We start from the raw sequence: 15,442 nt of genomic DNA on the forward strand, positions 1-15,442 counted from the left end.
CACCGACCGAATATTACCTGAAATCGAATTGTTTCAAAAATTCTTCCTTATAATTCCTGCCAATAGGCAGGTGCTGCTGGTTGATCTCTACTTCCTGTTCGTTGAATGACTGTATCGTGTTGATGTTTACCGCATAGGAACGATGAATGCGAACCAGCGCCTTGTAGTTGATCTTTTCCAATAACTGGATCAGGGATAACCGCAGCAGGAACTTTTTTTCGGAAGTGATAATGGACGTGTAGTTATTGTCTGCCTCAATATAGAGCAGGTCGCTGAGTTTTAATTTTACAAAGGCATAATTGTGTTTTACAAAAATATGGTCTTGTATCCGAAGGATCATCTCTTTCTCAGGCGAGCTGGTGCTGCGGTTGCCGTCTTTATCGAGCGGAATGATCTTTCCGGTAGATTGTTGTTCGCGGGATACAGCAAAATTGTTCACTGCCAGGTCAATGGCTATGCGTACATTGGTAAGATTGTAAGGCTTTGATAAAAATGCTGCAGGATGGGTTTGTTTTATCCGTTCAATGGTAACTGCATCAGTAAATGCAGTAAGGTAAATGATGGGTACTGCCTTTTGTTTCAATATTTCGGCAGCCGTATCGATGCCGTCTTTTTCCCCGATGATGTTCACATCCATTAAGATAATATCGACGTCGTTTTCATTAAACAACTGCAGGGCTTCTACCGCATTATCAGCAATGCCGGCGATGTTATACCCATCGTGTTCAAGACCGCTGGCCAGGTCAAGCGCCACAATACTTTCATCTTCTACAATCAGGATGTTTACTTTTTCGGCAGGCATTGTTAAGCTACTTGTTTTGGAATGGTTATAGTAAACTGGGTACCGCCATCAACTACCAGCGATTGTTGTGCCCGCAGCTGTTTGCAAAGTGCTGTTATCAGCTGTTTACCAAAGGAGTTTTTCTTTGTTTGCCATTGCTGTTCGTCAATGCCGGGTCCATTGTCTTTTATGGTGCAAACCAGTTTTGTATCCTCTTCGGTGAGGGTAATTTTCAATGCGGGGTGATGACTATTGCGGTAAGCATATTTCAGGGCATTTGTCATAAGCTCGTTGACGATGAGGCCTATGGGTAATGCTTTGTCAATATCCAGCATTTCTTTTTCCACTACAATGTGAAGGTCGAAGCCGTCGCGGTTAAACCCATATGATGTTACCAGCGATTCGGCCAGGTCGGTAAGGTATTCCTTCATATTCACTGCGGTGAGTGATTCGGTTTTGTACAGGCGTTGATGAATAAAACTCATGGCCTGTACCCGCTGCTGGCTTTCTTTTAAAACCAGCAGGGCTTCCTCGTCCTGTACCTTATAGGTTTGCAAACTCAACAGGCTGCTTACGATCTGCAGGTTGTTCTTTACCCGGTGGTGCAGCTCTTTCATCATTACTTCCAGTTTTTTTGACTGCCCCGCTATCTGCTGCCGTTGTTTTCTGATGCGATAATACAACCAAACCATACAACCTGCCAGCAGTGCAAAGATCACCAGCGCCGAAACCAGGAAGCCGATCTGCCTGTTCTTGGCAAGGGTGTCAGTATGCAACCGTTTTATTTCCGATTCCTTTTTGCCGGTCTCGAACTTTGTTTGCAAGGCAATCACTTCATTGGTTTTTGCCACATTGTTCAGCGAGTCGTCCAGTACGTCGGCCTGTTTATAGTAATACAGGGCTGAATCGTACCGTTTGGTGGCGGCAAAGGAGTTGTACATGGAATTGTAGGCATTGCGCAGGCGTTCGGGCATGTTGAGCAGCCGGGCTGTTGCCAACATTTTGCGGGAATATAGTAATGACTGTGCCGGTTGATTCAGTTTTGTATAGGCCAGTGCAATGTTGCCATAATTGAAGGAGAGGCCGTTGAGGTTGTGTGCATTGCTGTTCAGCGCTTCAGCCTTGAGCAGGTATTCCAGCGCTTTTTTATAATCTTTCCAATACTCGTTGTATACCTGGCTGATGTTGTTGTATAATTTACTTAAAGCGCCTTTGTTTATTCCCGATCGTTCCACCATAGCTACTGCTTTTAGATAGGTGGCAAAAGCAGCATCATAATATTTTTCCTGGCCTTTTATTTTCGCCCGGTCGCGGTACAGGATACCGCTCTGGTTCAGGCTTTCCACCATGCCTAAGGTATCGTGTAAGCCGTTAAACAGGTTATAAGCATATTGGCTGTACGCCACTCCTTTATTGATGTACTCAAGGGTGCTGGTGGCGCCCACCATGTCTTTATATACCTGCGACAGATCGAGGTAACGATCACCGGCAGCTATAAGATCATGCTGTTCTTCATTAATGGAGATGCTGTGCAATAGTTTATTAACGGCTGTAGTGTATTCCCCCTGCATCCGGTAATAGGAGGCCTGGTGTGCTTCGCCTCTTGCTTCGCCCTTTCGGTACGAAATTTTTTTTGCCAGCTGAACTGCCTGCTCAGCATAATAATAGATGGAATCTTTTCCGGATTGATAATACGTGCTGGCGAGGCTGTTTAGGAGTTTAACCTTATTGGTATCCTCCCGTTGAGCGGGCAATAACTTTTTGAGGCTGTCCTGTTTCTTCAGGCGGTCCTGCGCATACGCAGTGGAAAAACCACAATACGCCAGCATAACGGCTATTATCCGCAGGTATGTTTGGTTGCAAATCAGGCAGAAAGGGTTTATGCACAAATGTAAAAGAAAAGCATAAGTATAGGAGAATAAATAATACGCGCTTGTATTATATATAATGCAAAGGTGAAAAGAATTGTTTTTCAGTTGCTATACCTGATGAGGCTCATATAACAAAACAGGTGTCCGGTTTTACGCGACACCTGTTTGCTTTTATAAGTATGCTGTTTTTTATCCTTCAAATATCAGCGAGAAAATGATCATCCTCGAGTTCAGTTTGTCAATTGCGCTGGAATATTTAAGGTCTGGGTCACGGGAATGAATATTACCAAGCCCGTTGCTGATCTTTATCTCGGGAGAAAGAATAAATACCGGGAAATAAAAGTTGAACCCAACGCCGGCTTCCACTCCGTAATCGAATTTTTTCAGTTTAACCAGGTCTTCTGCTTTGCGGGCTGTTGAATTGGAAGCCAGGTCATACTCGATCTTTCCGCCCCCAAACATATAAACCCTGAAGTTACCGATGCGGTCACTGCGGAATTTAAGATGGATGGGGATCCCGAGCAGAAAGCTTTCCACCTTCTTGCTCATGATGGCCGTTTCATCCTTGGACGGGTCCGGATATTTAATATGATAGGTGAGATTCTTGTAGGCGAATAATAACTGGGGGAAGATGGCCCGGATTTCAAACCGGGGCGACAGACGAAGGGTATGCATGCCTGCCAGGCCAAAACCACCGGTATTTTCCGGTTCCACCACCATAACGCTGTCATTCGAAAGGAATGAAGGATGTTGGCTTACCTGGAACCTGGCATTATTATAAATAAGACCAATACCCAGATAGTATTTTTTACTATCGTGGTCAGGTAGGTTTAAATAGTCTCTTAATTGAGCACTTACCTGTTGTTGTGAGGCGATCAAAAGCAATAGCCCTGCTGCCCATCTGTTTAATTGGCGGTTTTTTTGCCGCAATAAATTGTACATATTCCTAAACTCAGCCGTTTTAGTGTCGTATTCTTAAACCCAACTTGTTGTAAAATATGTAGAAATGTTTCGCCTTCGGGAAATGCTTTAACTGATTGATTTAGATACTGATACGCGTCTTTGTTCTTCGATACCCATTGGCCGGCGCGCGGAGCAATGACGTTCATGTACAGGTTATATAAACTTTTAAAGCCCGTTTTACGGGGTTTAGAAAATTCAAGGATAACCACCTTACCGCCCGGTTTTAGTACCCGGTACATTTCAGCCAGCCCTTTTTCAAGGTTTTCGAAATTCCGCACCCCAAAAGCCACGGTAATGGCATCAAACGTTTCGTTGGGAAAGTTTATTGCTTCGCTATCGCCCTTTAACAATTCTATTTGCTTAGATAGCAATAATTTATCAACCTTCTGACGCCCCAAATTGAGCATTCCTTCAGAAATATCTATGCCAATTATCTTTTCCGGGCGTAAATATTTCCATGTCATTATGGCCACATCGGCAGTACCGGTAGCCACATCGAGCACTTTACGGGGATTAACTTCTTTCAATTCGCGAATGGCGCGTTTACGCCAGCTTACGTCAATACCTCCTGATAGAAAACGGTTCAGAAAATCGTATCGGAAAGCTATCTGGTCAAACATAGCCGCTACCTGTTCTTTTTTGCTCTGCTCCGACTCGTTGAAGGGCACTATATTATCGTGTGAATATTTAGACATGGGTGGCAAAGTTAATAGAACTACAAACCACAAACAACAAACCACAAACTAGTTCTATCTTGCAGTATGATTATTCAATCTGCCACCTACCTCATCAGCAGCCCGGATTATACCAAATGCCCCAAGCCCGACCGGCCCGAATACGCCTTTATTGGCCGTAGTAATGTGGGTAAGTCGTCGCTGATAAATATGCTGGTTGATAACCAAAAGCTGGCAAAAACGTCTTCTGCACCCGGTAAAACCCAATTGATAAACCATTTTGATATAAAAAGCTATCCTCAGGCTCATGCCGGCGGCTCGGTTAAACCAGATGCCTGGTACCTGGTTGACCTGCCAGGGTATGGTTTTGCCAAAGTTTCGCAATCGCAGCGTAAACAGTGGGAACAGATGATCGAGAATTACCTGCGCAAACGCGAAAACCTGATCAGTGTATTTGTATTGATCGACAGCCGTCATAACCCCCAAAAGCTCGACCTTGAATTTATAGATCGCCTGGGCGAGTGGCAAGTGCCTTTTTGTTTGGCATTTACCAAAGCCGATAAAGAAACCCAGAAAATAGTAAGTAAAAACGTAAAGGATTTCTTAGATGCCATGCGTAAAACCTGGCAATTCTTACCACAGAGTTTTGTAACCAGCGCCGAGAAAAAAATGGGCCGGGATAAAATGCTTCAATTTATTGAAACCTGTAATATCGAAGCGGAACAGGCCGGGAATAATAATAACGATTAATTAGCGGGTTGAATATTTTTTTTCAGCATTTTCCAACCTTAGGGAAGTGAGTGGCAGTATACTGTCAAACACCCCTGCCATGCACCAACAACACGCCAACTTACCCTGGACCGAATCTCCTTTTTTTGAAGCAGAGTTAAGCAAATCAACGCTTAGCGAAGCAGATAAAGCTTTTGTAAAAAAGTTTGCCGATGATGGTTATGTGATCATCGACCTTGGGCTCGATGATACCACTGCCAATAGTATTATTGAACAACTGGCGCCCCGGTTTGCGAAAATTACCGACAATAATTACCGAATACAGGATGCCTGGAAATACAATGAGCATGTACGCAAGGTAGCTTCGTCGGAAGCCGTATTGAATAAACTCAGGCTTTTATATCAGCGCGAACCCTTTCCCTTTCAAACCCTCAATTTTCCGGTAGGCACGCAGCAGGATACCCATTCAGATATGATCCATTTCAATTCAATTCCGCAGCGGTTTATGTGCGGGGTTTGGGTGCCATTTGAAGATATTGACGAAACCAATGGTCCGCTGCATTATTATCCCGGAAGCAATAAACTGCCGTTTTACGATATGATAGACGTAGGTGTAAAAGCCAGCGCCAGTGTGGAAATGAAAAAAGCGTTTATGGCTTACGCCGTCGATTATGTGAACTTTATTCAGAAAATGATCGATGCGCTTGGGTTAAAGAAAGAGGTGCTGAAGATCAAAAAAGGACAGGCGATGATCTGGTCGGCCAATCTGTTGCATGGCGGGGAAAAGATCCTGCGCGAAGGCGCCAGCCGTCATTCGCAGGTAACGCATTATTATTTTGACAACTGCATATACTATGTGCCGCGCTTATCGGACATAGCTATCAATAAACTGTACCTGAACGATCTTACCAATATCGTTACCGGTGAAAAAGTTATGAATACTTATTTCGGTAAGGAAGTGAAAGTAAATACAAAACTGTACCTGCAACAACAAACCGTAAAAATGCTTTCAGGTATTTCGCATTTGTTTCCCAAGCCACTGGTAGATAAAGTGAAGTCGATTGTTGTTCGATGATCAGGCAATGTGAAGGTGTATCTGTTGCTTTTGGAGGTGACAATGCCCTGAGCTGTGAAAAGAGTGATTCACAACCAAACATTAAAAAACCCTCCGTTTACAGCGTGAGGGTTCGTTAGTTTACCACTTTGTTGGCGCAGCTGCTACTGGCAAATGCTTCGGGTTTGGCCTTGAAAGCAAACCCCATTCCCAGTATGTAACCCATGGCTTCCTTCAATGCGTCATTGCTTTTGAAATGCGGATTGGTATTAATATCCGCATGCACTTCCATGTCTACATTATACAGATTGAACAGGTGGCAGAGGTCGTAAGCGATTTCAATACTCTTGGCAACTTCTACCAGCATGCGTTCTTTGATACTGTACTGTTTTTTAGTTTTTTCATTGTGTATGAACATGAAACCGCCATGCCCTTCACGTAAAAAAACAATTACAGTAGCAAATTCTGTTTCTGCACCCTTTACCTGCGAATCAGTGCCGATGCAAACTTTAAGGTGATAGCCCTTTTCAGTTTCGCGTTTGATGGCATTTTCAACGGCATCAATAATTGGCAGATCAATCGGGTCGCCATTAAATTTTCTCCATAACATCATAGTGAAACGGGTTTTTGTAATTTACCGAAAAACCCGCTGTTCACCAAATCAGATGCCTATTATTGTTTTATTAACTTAAGGGTGTTGGTCTCCAAATCGCTCTGTATACGAAGGAGTATCAGGCCCTTTTGTGCATTTGTTATATCGATGTTATTTGTTCCGGTAACCAGTCTGCCACGTTGCAATAACCGGCCTGTTCCATCCAATACCTGGTAACTGGCGTCTTTATCGGCATTAGCTATGATTGAGTTGGTTATCATGGTACTCATAACTCTTACGGAAGCTTTATTGTCGTCTTTGTCGTGTATGGTGATGGTGTTGGAGTAGTATGATTTATCGTCGCCTGTTGTAATGATCCTGGTGCGGTAAAAAGGAGCGTTGTCCGTTAATGGCTTCCACGAAAAGGATTTGGTGCCGGGGCTTACCTGGGCCAGGGTTTCAAAATGAATACCATCTTTTGAATTTTGCACCTCGATGGTTTTAACTGTTTCATCAGTTTCATAGATCCAGCTCAGGTTGTGGATGCCATCATTTGATTTACCCGATAAGGTGAACTTGTGTATAGGTAAAATGGCAAGGGGCGAAGCGCTGAGCGTATAATAACCGAGGCTTTCGTTCTTTACAAAGTTGGCATTGGCCGTGCCTTCTATTACCAGATAATAAGTACCGCTGTTCAGGTTGCTGTCGATGCCGGCATTTACCAGTGCGATGGGGTTGTATTGATCAAGGGTGTCTGCTTTGTAATTGAGCAGGCTTAATTTAATATCGAGGTTAGCACCTGAATTGTTAACACCTACATTCTCTGGTATTGCATTTATGTGTACGTATGTGGGTGAGGTTAGCGTGAATTTGAATACGTCTTTGTCGGTACCGGAATTAATTAAACCACTGGTGGCAAAACCGGTATTTGAAAACCCCATGGTAGTAGCGGTGGAATGGGTATCGCCTACATCATCGGGGCGGAAACCGAAGTTATTGGCAGCCCCGGAGATAATAGCCAGGTCATTCTGGTAAAAATTACAGGCATAGGTGTTGGTGCCATAGTGCCAGGTAGTGAGGTTTTTATAATATCCTACGCCCATAATAGGCGCCCAGCTGGTTTCTCCGGAACCGGTGCCGGGGTTGTATTCAGTTTTTACACAACTGGCATTATAGGAGCTCTGGTGCTGCAAACCCAGGGTATGGCCTGCCTCGTGTGAAATGGCTTCTGCTACGTTCTTGGTGCTGTTGCTCAATAGGCCGCTGAATACCCAGGCAGGTGTGCCGGCGCCATTGGAAAAAGTACCCACATAAGCAATACCGCCAACGCCGCCACCATACCATTGATAGGTGGGGGTAACAATTACTTTGATGCGTTGGAAAATGGGTGCTGCTTTAAATACAGTAGAGTCTGTAGTGATATTTACATTAAAGATGCGGTAGTCTTCAGCCACCCGGTTAAACATTTCAGTAATGGCAGACGCTGAAAAACCGGAAGGCTGGGCATCAATAGGCCCACTCCAGTTCCAGGGTGTACCGGTTACGTATTCGCCGTCAAAGTCGATGTAAATGGTAGCTTTTGCCGATGGATAGCTGTTTAATAAAGGAACCTGTGCCCTTACCCCTGTGGCAATAGACAGGCCAAGCAGTACGGTAAAAATGGATTTCATTGGATTTCAGATGCGAATTTGGACGATTAAATGGTGTTCAGCGTTTTCAGGGGGGTACGGATCAATTGGTTACTCAACCAGGAAAAATTGCTTTTGTTTCTTTACCCAGAAATACCGGTTGTTTTCTTCCGTTAGTACCAACACTTCATCAGCTTTGGGATTGATGATGGTGCCTACCAGTTTTTCTGTATTATCGTTTTGCGTAATTACGGATATGGAGCAAAAAGTGCCTGGCATACTGGTTGACCTGATGTTCATGTTCATTACGTTGGGCGATGACTGAACTCGTTCAACAAGTTCGCCGGAGAATTCAAAATTTCCGAGCGCCAGATCTATTTTGTCTGCAATACGACGGGCAGAAAGCCCTTTGATCACTGAAAAATTACATTCCAGTTTGGGAGGAAGCTGACCTACGCTTGAGGCCCTGCTTAATACAGGTTTGGGGTTAAGGATAACGGGTGGTTGTTGCTGGGCGGATATTGATTGGAATGCAAACATGCACGCCACTAAGAGCCCTACAGCATTCTGGTTTTTCATTTGTACGGGTTTTAGTGTTCGGATCTGGATTGCCAGGGTACGGGTCTTAGGGATATACTAAATCTACGATCGCTTCGATTCAATACGAAGTTAAAACGCAAATGGTATGCGGTTATTTTACAATGGGGATATAATCAAATGATCTGAGTGTAAAATATGGGTTGTACTAAGGGTTATTACCAGGGGTGGTTAGTATTGACCCGTACTAAGCAGCACTAAAGTGCAGGCCTCCATGGGCTGGATGCCATTGCTTTTTGCCAGGTCGTATAATTCAGGATTTTCGGTACCCGGGTTGAAAATAATACGTTTTGGCCGCAGGGATAGTATATAATCGTAGTATTCTTTCTGATTGGCAGGGTTCAGGTATAACGTAACAGTATCAACCGTTTCCTCGGGGTTTTTCTCCGTGGAAATATCCACATCCAGCACCTTTCCCTGTTTGCGCCCGATGGCCACCACGGGGTGCTGGTGCTTGCGTAAACTGTTTAAAGCCAGAAAACTATACCGGCCCGGGTTGGCAGATGCGCCCAGGACCACCGTTTTTTTACTACCTGTTTCCATACCCATTACAACAACTATTTTAGGCAGTTGGTTGTATTTCAAAACTATAATATTTTCCGGGTAAACAAAAGGCGGGGTAAAATGTTATGGTGCTATTCATTTCCTTGTGTATTGCGAACAATATTGGTAAGCGCGTGCTCCAGTTCGTTATATTTAAATGAAAAGCCCGACTGTAATAATTTGGCGGGATAGGCCCACCTGCTCTTCAGCACCATTTCACTTTCTGTGCCTATCAGTGCAGCTCCCAGCTCCAGCAGCCAGGTATAAACCGGCAGCCCCGATCGTTTGCCTTTCAGGGTACGTAGTGTTTTCATAAAATGGGCATTGGATACGGCATTGGGCGTACAACAATTGTAAATTCCTTCCATCTCTTTTTGTTCATAACACCAGTCAACAAGCCGGCACAGATCTTCAATATGTAACCAGCTGAACATTTGGTGTCCATTGCCCTGTTGGCCGCCTAAGCCCGCATTTATCAGGTTGTAAAAGGGCGTCATGATGCTGCCAGGGCCTAACGCAATACCAATTCGCAAACCTATTTTACGGGTGAAGGGTGTTCGCTGATCAAAGAAACTGTTCTCCCATTGGTGACAAACCTGAACGGAGAAATCTTTATCAGGTGCTTCGTAAGCGGCGCTGTATTTCCCATGCCGCAAACGGGCGCTGAATTTTTTGTACCGGTACCGTAACCGGTCGAAGAAGGAATACGGCATATTGTCTTTCCTGGCATCGCTGATAAGCCCGGTATATTCATCATTGGGTTTATCCAGGGTATGCTGGTAAATAGTGGCCGAAGCCGCATTGATCCATAATTTGGGTGGAACCACGGTTTGCCTGATGGCATCGCCAATGGCTTTGGTCGATTGCGTGCGGCTGTCGATGATCTGTTGTTTGTTCTTTTCTGTATAACGGCAGTTCACCGATTTGCCGGCCAGGTTAATTACCACATCGGCCCCGTCAATGTCCTGCAGCCAGTGTTTTTCTACATGTATGCCATCCCATCGCCAGTAGGTGATGTTATAACCATCTTCCGCTCTTATTAATTTATTAGTGTGGTTGTTTTGCTGTTTGTTTACCGAATGACGGCTTAACAGTATTACATGGTTGTCTTTTCCAAAATAACGGGCCATTGCCTGGCCAATAAATCCGGTGCCACCGGCAATAACGATCTTTTTGTGTTTCATACAGGTACAGATATTAGTTGAAAGGAATAAACAAACAGATGCACAAACCCATAATGCAGGCCAGGTTGATCGACAGCACCAGCTGGTAACGGTCGAGCATATTGGCGAAAGTCATTCGCCGGAAATATTCGTGAAAGACCACAATAGACACCAGTATCAGGTAACCATAATTAACCCAATTGCCTGGTTGTATATAAGCATCGGTGAGCACCAGTGGAATCAGCAATAAATTGGTCACCAGCGTAAGCATGTTCACCTGGCCCAGGTAGTCGAAGGCGGTTTGTTTAGGCAGGAACAAGGCCACTATACAATTGAGCGCAACCATACTGGCATGCAGCCCCAATAATTGAATAAGCGATAATGAATAACCGGGGAGTTGGGTTAACAGGTGTTGGTGAACCGGCAAAATCATCAGGGTATTAACTACCAGGAATGTGACCAGGAATAACAGGCGGTAAAACAGGTTGAACGAAGGTGTGCAATCAACTTTAAGCGGCGAAGTTTTAACGGCTACAATCACTTTCCGGTTGTAGGATATAAAGCTGTACAATTTTTTGAGGAACCAGTTAATGGGCTTTACCCGGCCAATGGTTTTTATCAACGCACATTTTTGTCCCAGTATCTCCAGTAAGGCATCTATGCCATACCAAACCTGTTTGGTACCAGGGTCAAGCAGGGGTATTTCATTTACACTGCGTTGCCAGTTGATGGTATGTAACAGTTCGGGCGAAACGGCGGTGAAAGATTTACGGCCTTCTGTGGTTAATAATCCTGATTTTACAAAGGCGCTGGTATAGACTGCACAGAGCGGACAATCATCGTCGTAGATTAATATTTTATCTGTATTTTCCATATTTTCAGAAATAAATGAAAGTATAGGGTCAAATAAAAGCCGGTGACCGGCTTAATATTGTTTGTTGTTTGGTAGTTGCTGTTATTTGAACAGTTTCAGCAGATTGCCTAAGAACCAGTTTTCATCGGCCTTTACCATGGTATCGAGCATTCTGTCGGCCTGCTGGCCAAACTTCCTGATGTTGCCAATGGTTTCGGTAAACTGTTTACTGTGCTTGTCTTTTTTATCACCCTCAATGTCTTCCAGTTGGTCCAGCAGGCGCAGCATGGGATCAAGCTCCCGTTTCTTACGCTCCTTTACAATTTGCGTGGCTACTTTCCAGATGTCTTTTTCTGCCGAGAAATATTCTTTTCGTTCACCGGGGATCAATATCCTGCTTACCAGGCCCCAGTCAATCAGGTCACGAATGTTCATATTCACGTTGCCACGGCTGATGCTGAGTTGTTCCATAAGGTCATCCTGGCTCAGTGGGTCAGGACTGATCATCAACAGCGCATGTATTTGCGCCATGGTGCGGTTAATGCCCCAGTGTGAACCGAATGCTCCCCAGGAAGCAATGAATTGTTGTTGCGCTTCTGCGAGTTTCATATTTACTGCCCAAAGATAAGGCGCGTTTCTGAATTTTCAAAACTTATTGAAAGTTAGTTGGGTGGGCAATCAAGTCTTTTGTCTAAGCGGGTAGCCGTGTTTTTTCCCGGACGCAGTACCAGGGCCAGGTAGGCGCCGCCATTTTGCATTTTGTTTTTACTGAATACGTTGGCCCAGTTGTGTATGCCTAATAACAGCGGTCCGAATTTAACGGCCCCGCCCACCCACAGTTTTTCTTTGGTGTTGAATTGTATGGGCAGAAAAAATCCCAGGCGCCGGGTTTCCCAGCGGGGCGTAACGGTTAGCATGTTCAGTTCGGTAAGCCGCCGTTCCTTGCCGCTTAAGGAAGACAAATTAAGCGAGGCGTTGCCGTTTACATACCAGGCACCGGTAATAAAATGATCAACGTTCAATACCAGTCGCATGGGATTAACAACATGGAACGTACCGCCGGGTTGTTTAATGTTTTTGGCAATTCCGTTTAGGCGTTCATTGAAGTCCTGTAGTTTATCGATATCATCGAACCGGATGTCCAGCACGGTATCGGTAATGTTATCGTGAAAACCACTTACCCTGCGGCTGTTGACGCCATATTTATAAGGATTGAAACCTACATCGAGCAACGATAACCCGATCTTCCAGTTGTAGTCGTAATACGTATCATCATCAAACACAGTGAGGATCTGTTGCGGTTTAATGAGGTATTCAAGACCGAAGTCGAAGGAAACGCCGGTTTGGGAATGGCTTAGAAAGTCGCGCAGGTTCTGGCGGGTACCTTTTTCTTTTTGCCAGCCATCGTAGTTGCTCGAATATTCGTATTCGGCGTACACGTCTTGCAGGGTATAATCGTTGATATTGTTGTGTACGGTGGAGGTAGCGCTGCCATTCAGGATATTGACGTAGGCGCCGCTGACACCCCGGGTTAGTTTTGCTGTAACACCGGCATTCAGACGCGAATCGGTTCTGTCCCAAATGGTTTGTGCCCAGGTCACAAAGAATTCTACCCAGGCGCTGTGTATGGCATCGGCAGATAGTTTACGGTCGTAATTGCCAAGGTCGAAAAAGTCGCGGGTGCTGGTGAGCGTATCTACAAAGTTGACGGGGCCGGTGCTTGCCTGCGTATAACTGCGCAGGTTCAACCCAAAACCGATAGCCTGTTTGCGGTTAAGGGCAATGCGGGTATTGAGCAGGTTTACATTAAGATCGTCATAGACAAACCGCTTGAAGTCGCCTTCCCTGATACTATATTCCGATTTAGCCGGATTGCTGAAGAGCGACCAGTTGTGAATAACAACGCTATTGGTGGCATTCTTTTTCTGTACCCCAAAAATGGTAACATCCCATTTGTAAGGGGTATTTACAATGGAGGCAGGGTTATTGCCGATGCCCAGGCTGCCCGCATAATTACTGCCCTGAAGCGCATAGTAATTCTGCGCGTAACCATTTGTGTGAACCAGTAGTAACCATAGAGCGTGCAATAACCATTTTTTGTTAAAATGGTTTACCATGTGTTTGCTGTATTAGAAACGCTACAAACTTTGGAAAGGGCTTGACCATTTTTATGAGTACGTTGGATAGGATCGTACTTCCGAAGAAGCTTTGTAACAGGCGGCCGGCCTGCAAACGCCGGCCAAATTTTTTCTCCCACTGCTCGGTGTATTGAATTTCCATTTCGTACCGGTTAATTCGTCCCTGTAAAAACGAACTGATCTCTTCAAAAGCAAGTTTGCTGCTGTGCAGTGCCATGCTCATGCCGTTACCGCAAAGTGGTGCAATAAGGCCGGCGGTATCGCCAATCATTAAAACATGGTTTTCAACTTGTGTTTTCTTATTGAAAGAGACCCGGGAAATGGTTAACGGCTCTTCATATAACATTTCTGCATTGGAGAAGATCTTCTCCAGGAAAGGATTTTTCATCAGGATATCCTTTTCCATACTACTAATATCGTTCCGGCACTTACGCAGGTTGGCGGCCGTAGTTAAATAACAAAGGCAATATTTGTTTTCCTCAATTTGGGAAATTCCACAATAGCCATTCTCAAAATTGTGGAGGGCTATCAGGTCGGCCGGGTGATGGGTGCGAATGTGGTATTTTACAGCAATGTAGTGGTTGAGTGCATTGGGTTTTACTTTGGTAAACTGGCGTTTCCATTTTATATCCAGGTTGCCGCGTTTGCCATAGGCGCCAGCCACCACGGTTGCTTCTACATCGCCTTTATTGGTGAATAACAGAAAGTTGTTGTTGCGATAAACCACATTCAGCACTTTGGTTTCTTCCAGCAGCGTAACGCCTTCCTGGCGGGCAATATCGGCCAGTAGTTTATCGATGGTGAACCGGCTGATGCCGAAACCGCCTAACGGCAGGGTAGATTCTATATAATTCCCATTGGGCGTTGTAATAAGCAGGCGGTTGATAATGGGCAATTGCATATCGCTCAGGGGCAGGCCCAGGTCCTGCAAAAAGTTCCAGCTTTCCAGGCTGATGTATTCACCGCAAACTTTGTGAAAAGGGTATTTCTCTCTTTCGAACAACACGGTTTTATAACCGGCACGGGCGCCTTGAATGGCCAGGGCCAAACCGGCCAGTCCACCGCCAACAATGGCAATATCATATTTGGGTTGAAGGCTCACGTTGCGGGTTATAGCTTAATCACATTTGTTTTTTGATACAATCAGCCAGCGAAAGGCCCATTTCCATTCTATTGTAAAATCAGGGATGCCGGCAATACTTAAAAACTGGATCCATTCATCCCTGGTAAAACCGCGGGCTACAGATAAGGGCGCATCGTGTTTAACGAGATAGCTTTTTGAGAACAAATTCGTCAGCACTTTAATGGAATAGTAAGCTACCTTGTGCCGGTGCAGGTCATTTATAAAGAACCCAAGCCGGGCATTGGTTTTCATCCATTGTAATTGTTTTACCATTTCCCGGTCAGAGAAATGATGACAGAACAGGGAGGAGAAAATAATATCCGGTGGTGTTTCCAGTTCCACTTCTTTATAATCGGAGGCGATCCATTGAGCATTGTTGAGTAATCGTTTGGCTGCTACTTCAATACAATGCGGGTTGATGTCGATGCCAATAAAAGCAACCGGGATCTTTCGTTTTTCGCACCAGTTCTTTATGGCTACCAGGTTATCGCCACCGCCACAGCCAACTTCACAGATCGTGACTGCCGACGCCGGTTTCTTTTTATCAATCAGTGCCGCCAGGCCATTCAGTGTGATGGCATGCCCGCCCAGCCAGGTGTTGATGAAGTTTAACTCCTGCATATTCCGTTTTATATCTTCAAAAGGAATATCCGGACGGTCGAGCAATTCGGATTGATATGATCTGTGACGAAAATTCACGTTTGTAATATATGACTTTCTGCCTGACCCGCGA

The 15,442-nt window shown here is 44.9% G+C and carries 16 protein-coding genes; 2 read left to right on the top strand and 14 right to left on the bottom strand.

All coding sequences use genetic code 11. From position 1 onward, the window contains the following. Positions 1 to 13: 13 nt before the first annotated feature. The 4 genes from BMX95_RS06725 to ubiE all read right to left on the bottom strand — a co-directional run bounded on the left by BMX95_RS06725 (position 14) and on the right by ubiE (position 4,310). On the bottom strand, positions 14 to 802 hold the full coding sequence (locus BMX95_RS06725; RefSeq protein ID WP_081201204.1) for a response regulator: 789 nt from the start codon (positions 800 to 802) through the stop codon (positions 14 to 16). A gap of 2 nt (positions 803 to 804) precedes the next feature. Further along, a complete protein-coding gene (locus tag BMX95_RS06730) occupies positions 805 to 2,610 on the bottom strand; it encodes a histidine kinase dimerization/phosphoacceptor domain -containing protein (protein ID WP_081201205.1) in 1,806 nt (601 codons plus the stop codon). 231 nt (positions 2,611 to 2,841) lie between these two features. Beyond that, on the bottom strand, positions 2,842 to 3,594 hold the full coding sequence (gene porT / locus BMX95_RS06735) for a type IX secretion/gliding motility protein PorT/SprT (protein WP_081201206.1): 753 nt from the start codon (positions 3,592 to 3,594) through the stop codon (positions 2,842 to 2,844). After that, a complete protein-coding gene (ubiE, locus tag BMX95_RS06740) occupies positions 3,558 to 4,310 on the bottom strand; it encodes a bifunctional demethylmenaquinone methyltransferase/2-methoxy-6-polyprenyl-1,4-benzoquinol methylase UbiE (RefSeq protein WP_081201207.1) in 753 nt (250 codons plus the stop codon). The genes porT and ubiE overlap by 37 nt, the downstream gene beginning before the upstream one ends. 66 nt (positions 4,311 to 4,376) lie before the next feature. On the opposite strand from ubiE, the gene yihA reads away from it, so the two are divergent. Further along, entirely contained in the window at positions 4,377 to 5,039 is a 663-nt protein-coding gene (gene yihA, locus BMX95_RS06745; RefSeq protein ID WP_081201208.1) for a ribosome biogenesis GTP-binding protein YihA/YsxC, read from the top strand. A 79-nt stretch (positions 5,040 to 5,118) separates the two neighbouring features. After that, a complete protein-coding gene (locus tag BMX95_RS06750) occupies positions 5,119 to 6,093 on the top strand; it encodes a phytanoyl-CoA dioxygenase family protein (RefSeq protein ID WP_081201209.1) in 975 nt (324 codons plus the stop codon). 115 nt (positions 6,094 to 6,208) lie between these two features. Here BMX95_RS06750 and BMX95_RS06755 read toward each other — a convergent pair whose 3' ends face one another. The 10 genes from BMX95_RS06755 to BMX95_RS06800 all read right to left on the bottom strand — a co-directional run bounded on the left by BMX95_RS06755 (position 6,209) and on the right by BMX95_RS06800 (position 15,408). After that, complete coding sequence (locus tag BMX95_RS06755; protein ID WP_081201803.1) at positions 6,209 to 6,682, bottom strand: ribonuclease H-like YkuK family protein; 474 nt, start codon at positions 6,680 to 6,682, stop codon at positions 6,209 to 6,211. A gap of 62 nt (positions 6,683 to 6,744) precedes the next feature. Then, positions 6,745 to 8,334 (bottom strand): zinc-dependent metalloprotease, encoded by a 1,590-nt coding sequence (locus BMX95_RS06760; RefSeq protein WP_081201210.1) that lies wholly within the window; start codon positions 8,332 to 8,334, stop codon positions 6,745 to 6,747. A gap of 69 nt (positions 8,335 to 8,403) precedes the next feature. After that, positions 8,404 to 8,871, bottom strand: a complete 468-nt coding sequence (locus tag BMX95_RS06765) for a hypothetical protein (RefSeq protein WP_081201211.1) — start codon at positions 8,869 to 8,871, stop codon at positions 8,404 to 8,406. 189 nt (positions 8,872 to 9,060) lie between these two features. Next, positions 9,061 to 9,474: a CoA-binding protein gene (locus tag BMX95_RS06770; RefSeq protein WP_242673152.1), complete on the bottom strand. Its 414-nt coding sequence runs from the start codon at positions 9,472 to 9,474 to the stop codon at positions 9,061 to 9,063. A 50-nt stretch (positions 9,475 to 9,524) separates the two neighbouring features. Continuing rightward, positions 9,525 to 10,616 carry an epimerase gene (locus tag BMX95_RS06775; protein ID WP_081201212.1) on the bottom strand — a complete coding sequence of 364 codons (1,092 nt, stop codon included), beginning with the start codon at positions 10,614 to 10,616 and terminating at the stop codon, positions 9,525 to 9,527. A gap of 13 nt (positions 10,617 to 10,629) precedes the next feature. Beyond that, the gene (locus BMX95_RS06780) at positions 10,630 to 11,469 is read right to left on the bottom strand and encodes a thiol-disulfide oxidoreductase DCC family protein (RefSeq protein WP_081201213.1); all 840 of its coding nucleotides are present in this window, start codon (positions 11,467 to 11,469) and stop codon (positions 10,630 to 10,632) included. 81 nt (positions 11,470 to 11,550) lie between these two features. Continuing rightward, entirely contained in the window at positions 11,551 to 12,057 is a 507-nt protein-coding gene (locus BMX95_RS06785) for a GbsR/MarR family transcriptional regulator (protein ID WP_081201214.1), read from the bottom strand. 53 nt (positions 12,058 to 12,110) lie between these two features. Further along, positions 12,111 to 13,565: a DUF5723 family protein gene (locus tag BMX95_RS06790; RefSeq protein WP_081201215.1), complete on the bottom strand. Its 1,455-nt coding sequence runs from the start codon at positions 13,563 to 13,565 to the stop codon at positions 12,111 to 12,113. Beyond that, positions 13,549 to 14,688, bottom strand: coding sequence for an NAD(P)/FAD-dependent oxidoreductase (locus tag BMX95_RS06795; RefSeq protein WP_081201216.1), 1,140 nt, complete (start codon positions 14,686 to 14,688; stop codon positions 13,549 to 13,551). Before BMX95_RS06795 ends, BMX95_RS06790 begins: the two co-directional genes overlap by 17 nt. Before the next feature lie 15 nt (positions 14,689 to 14,703). Continuing rightward, positions 14,704 to 15,408, bottom strand: coding sequence for a methyltransferase domain-containing protein (locus BMX95_RS06800; RefSeq protein WP_081201217.1), 705 nt, complete (start codon positions 15,406 to 15,408; stop codon positions 14,704 to 14,706). Between the last annotated feature and the right edge of the window lie 34 nt (positions 15,409 to 15,442).

The organism is Niastella yeongjuensis (genome assembly GCF_900110245.1).
Classification (GTDB): Bacteria; Bacteroidota; Bacteroidia; order Chitinophagales; family Chitinophagaceae; genus Niastella; species Niastella yeongjuensis.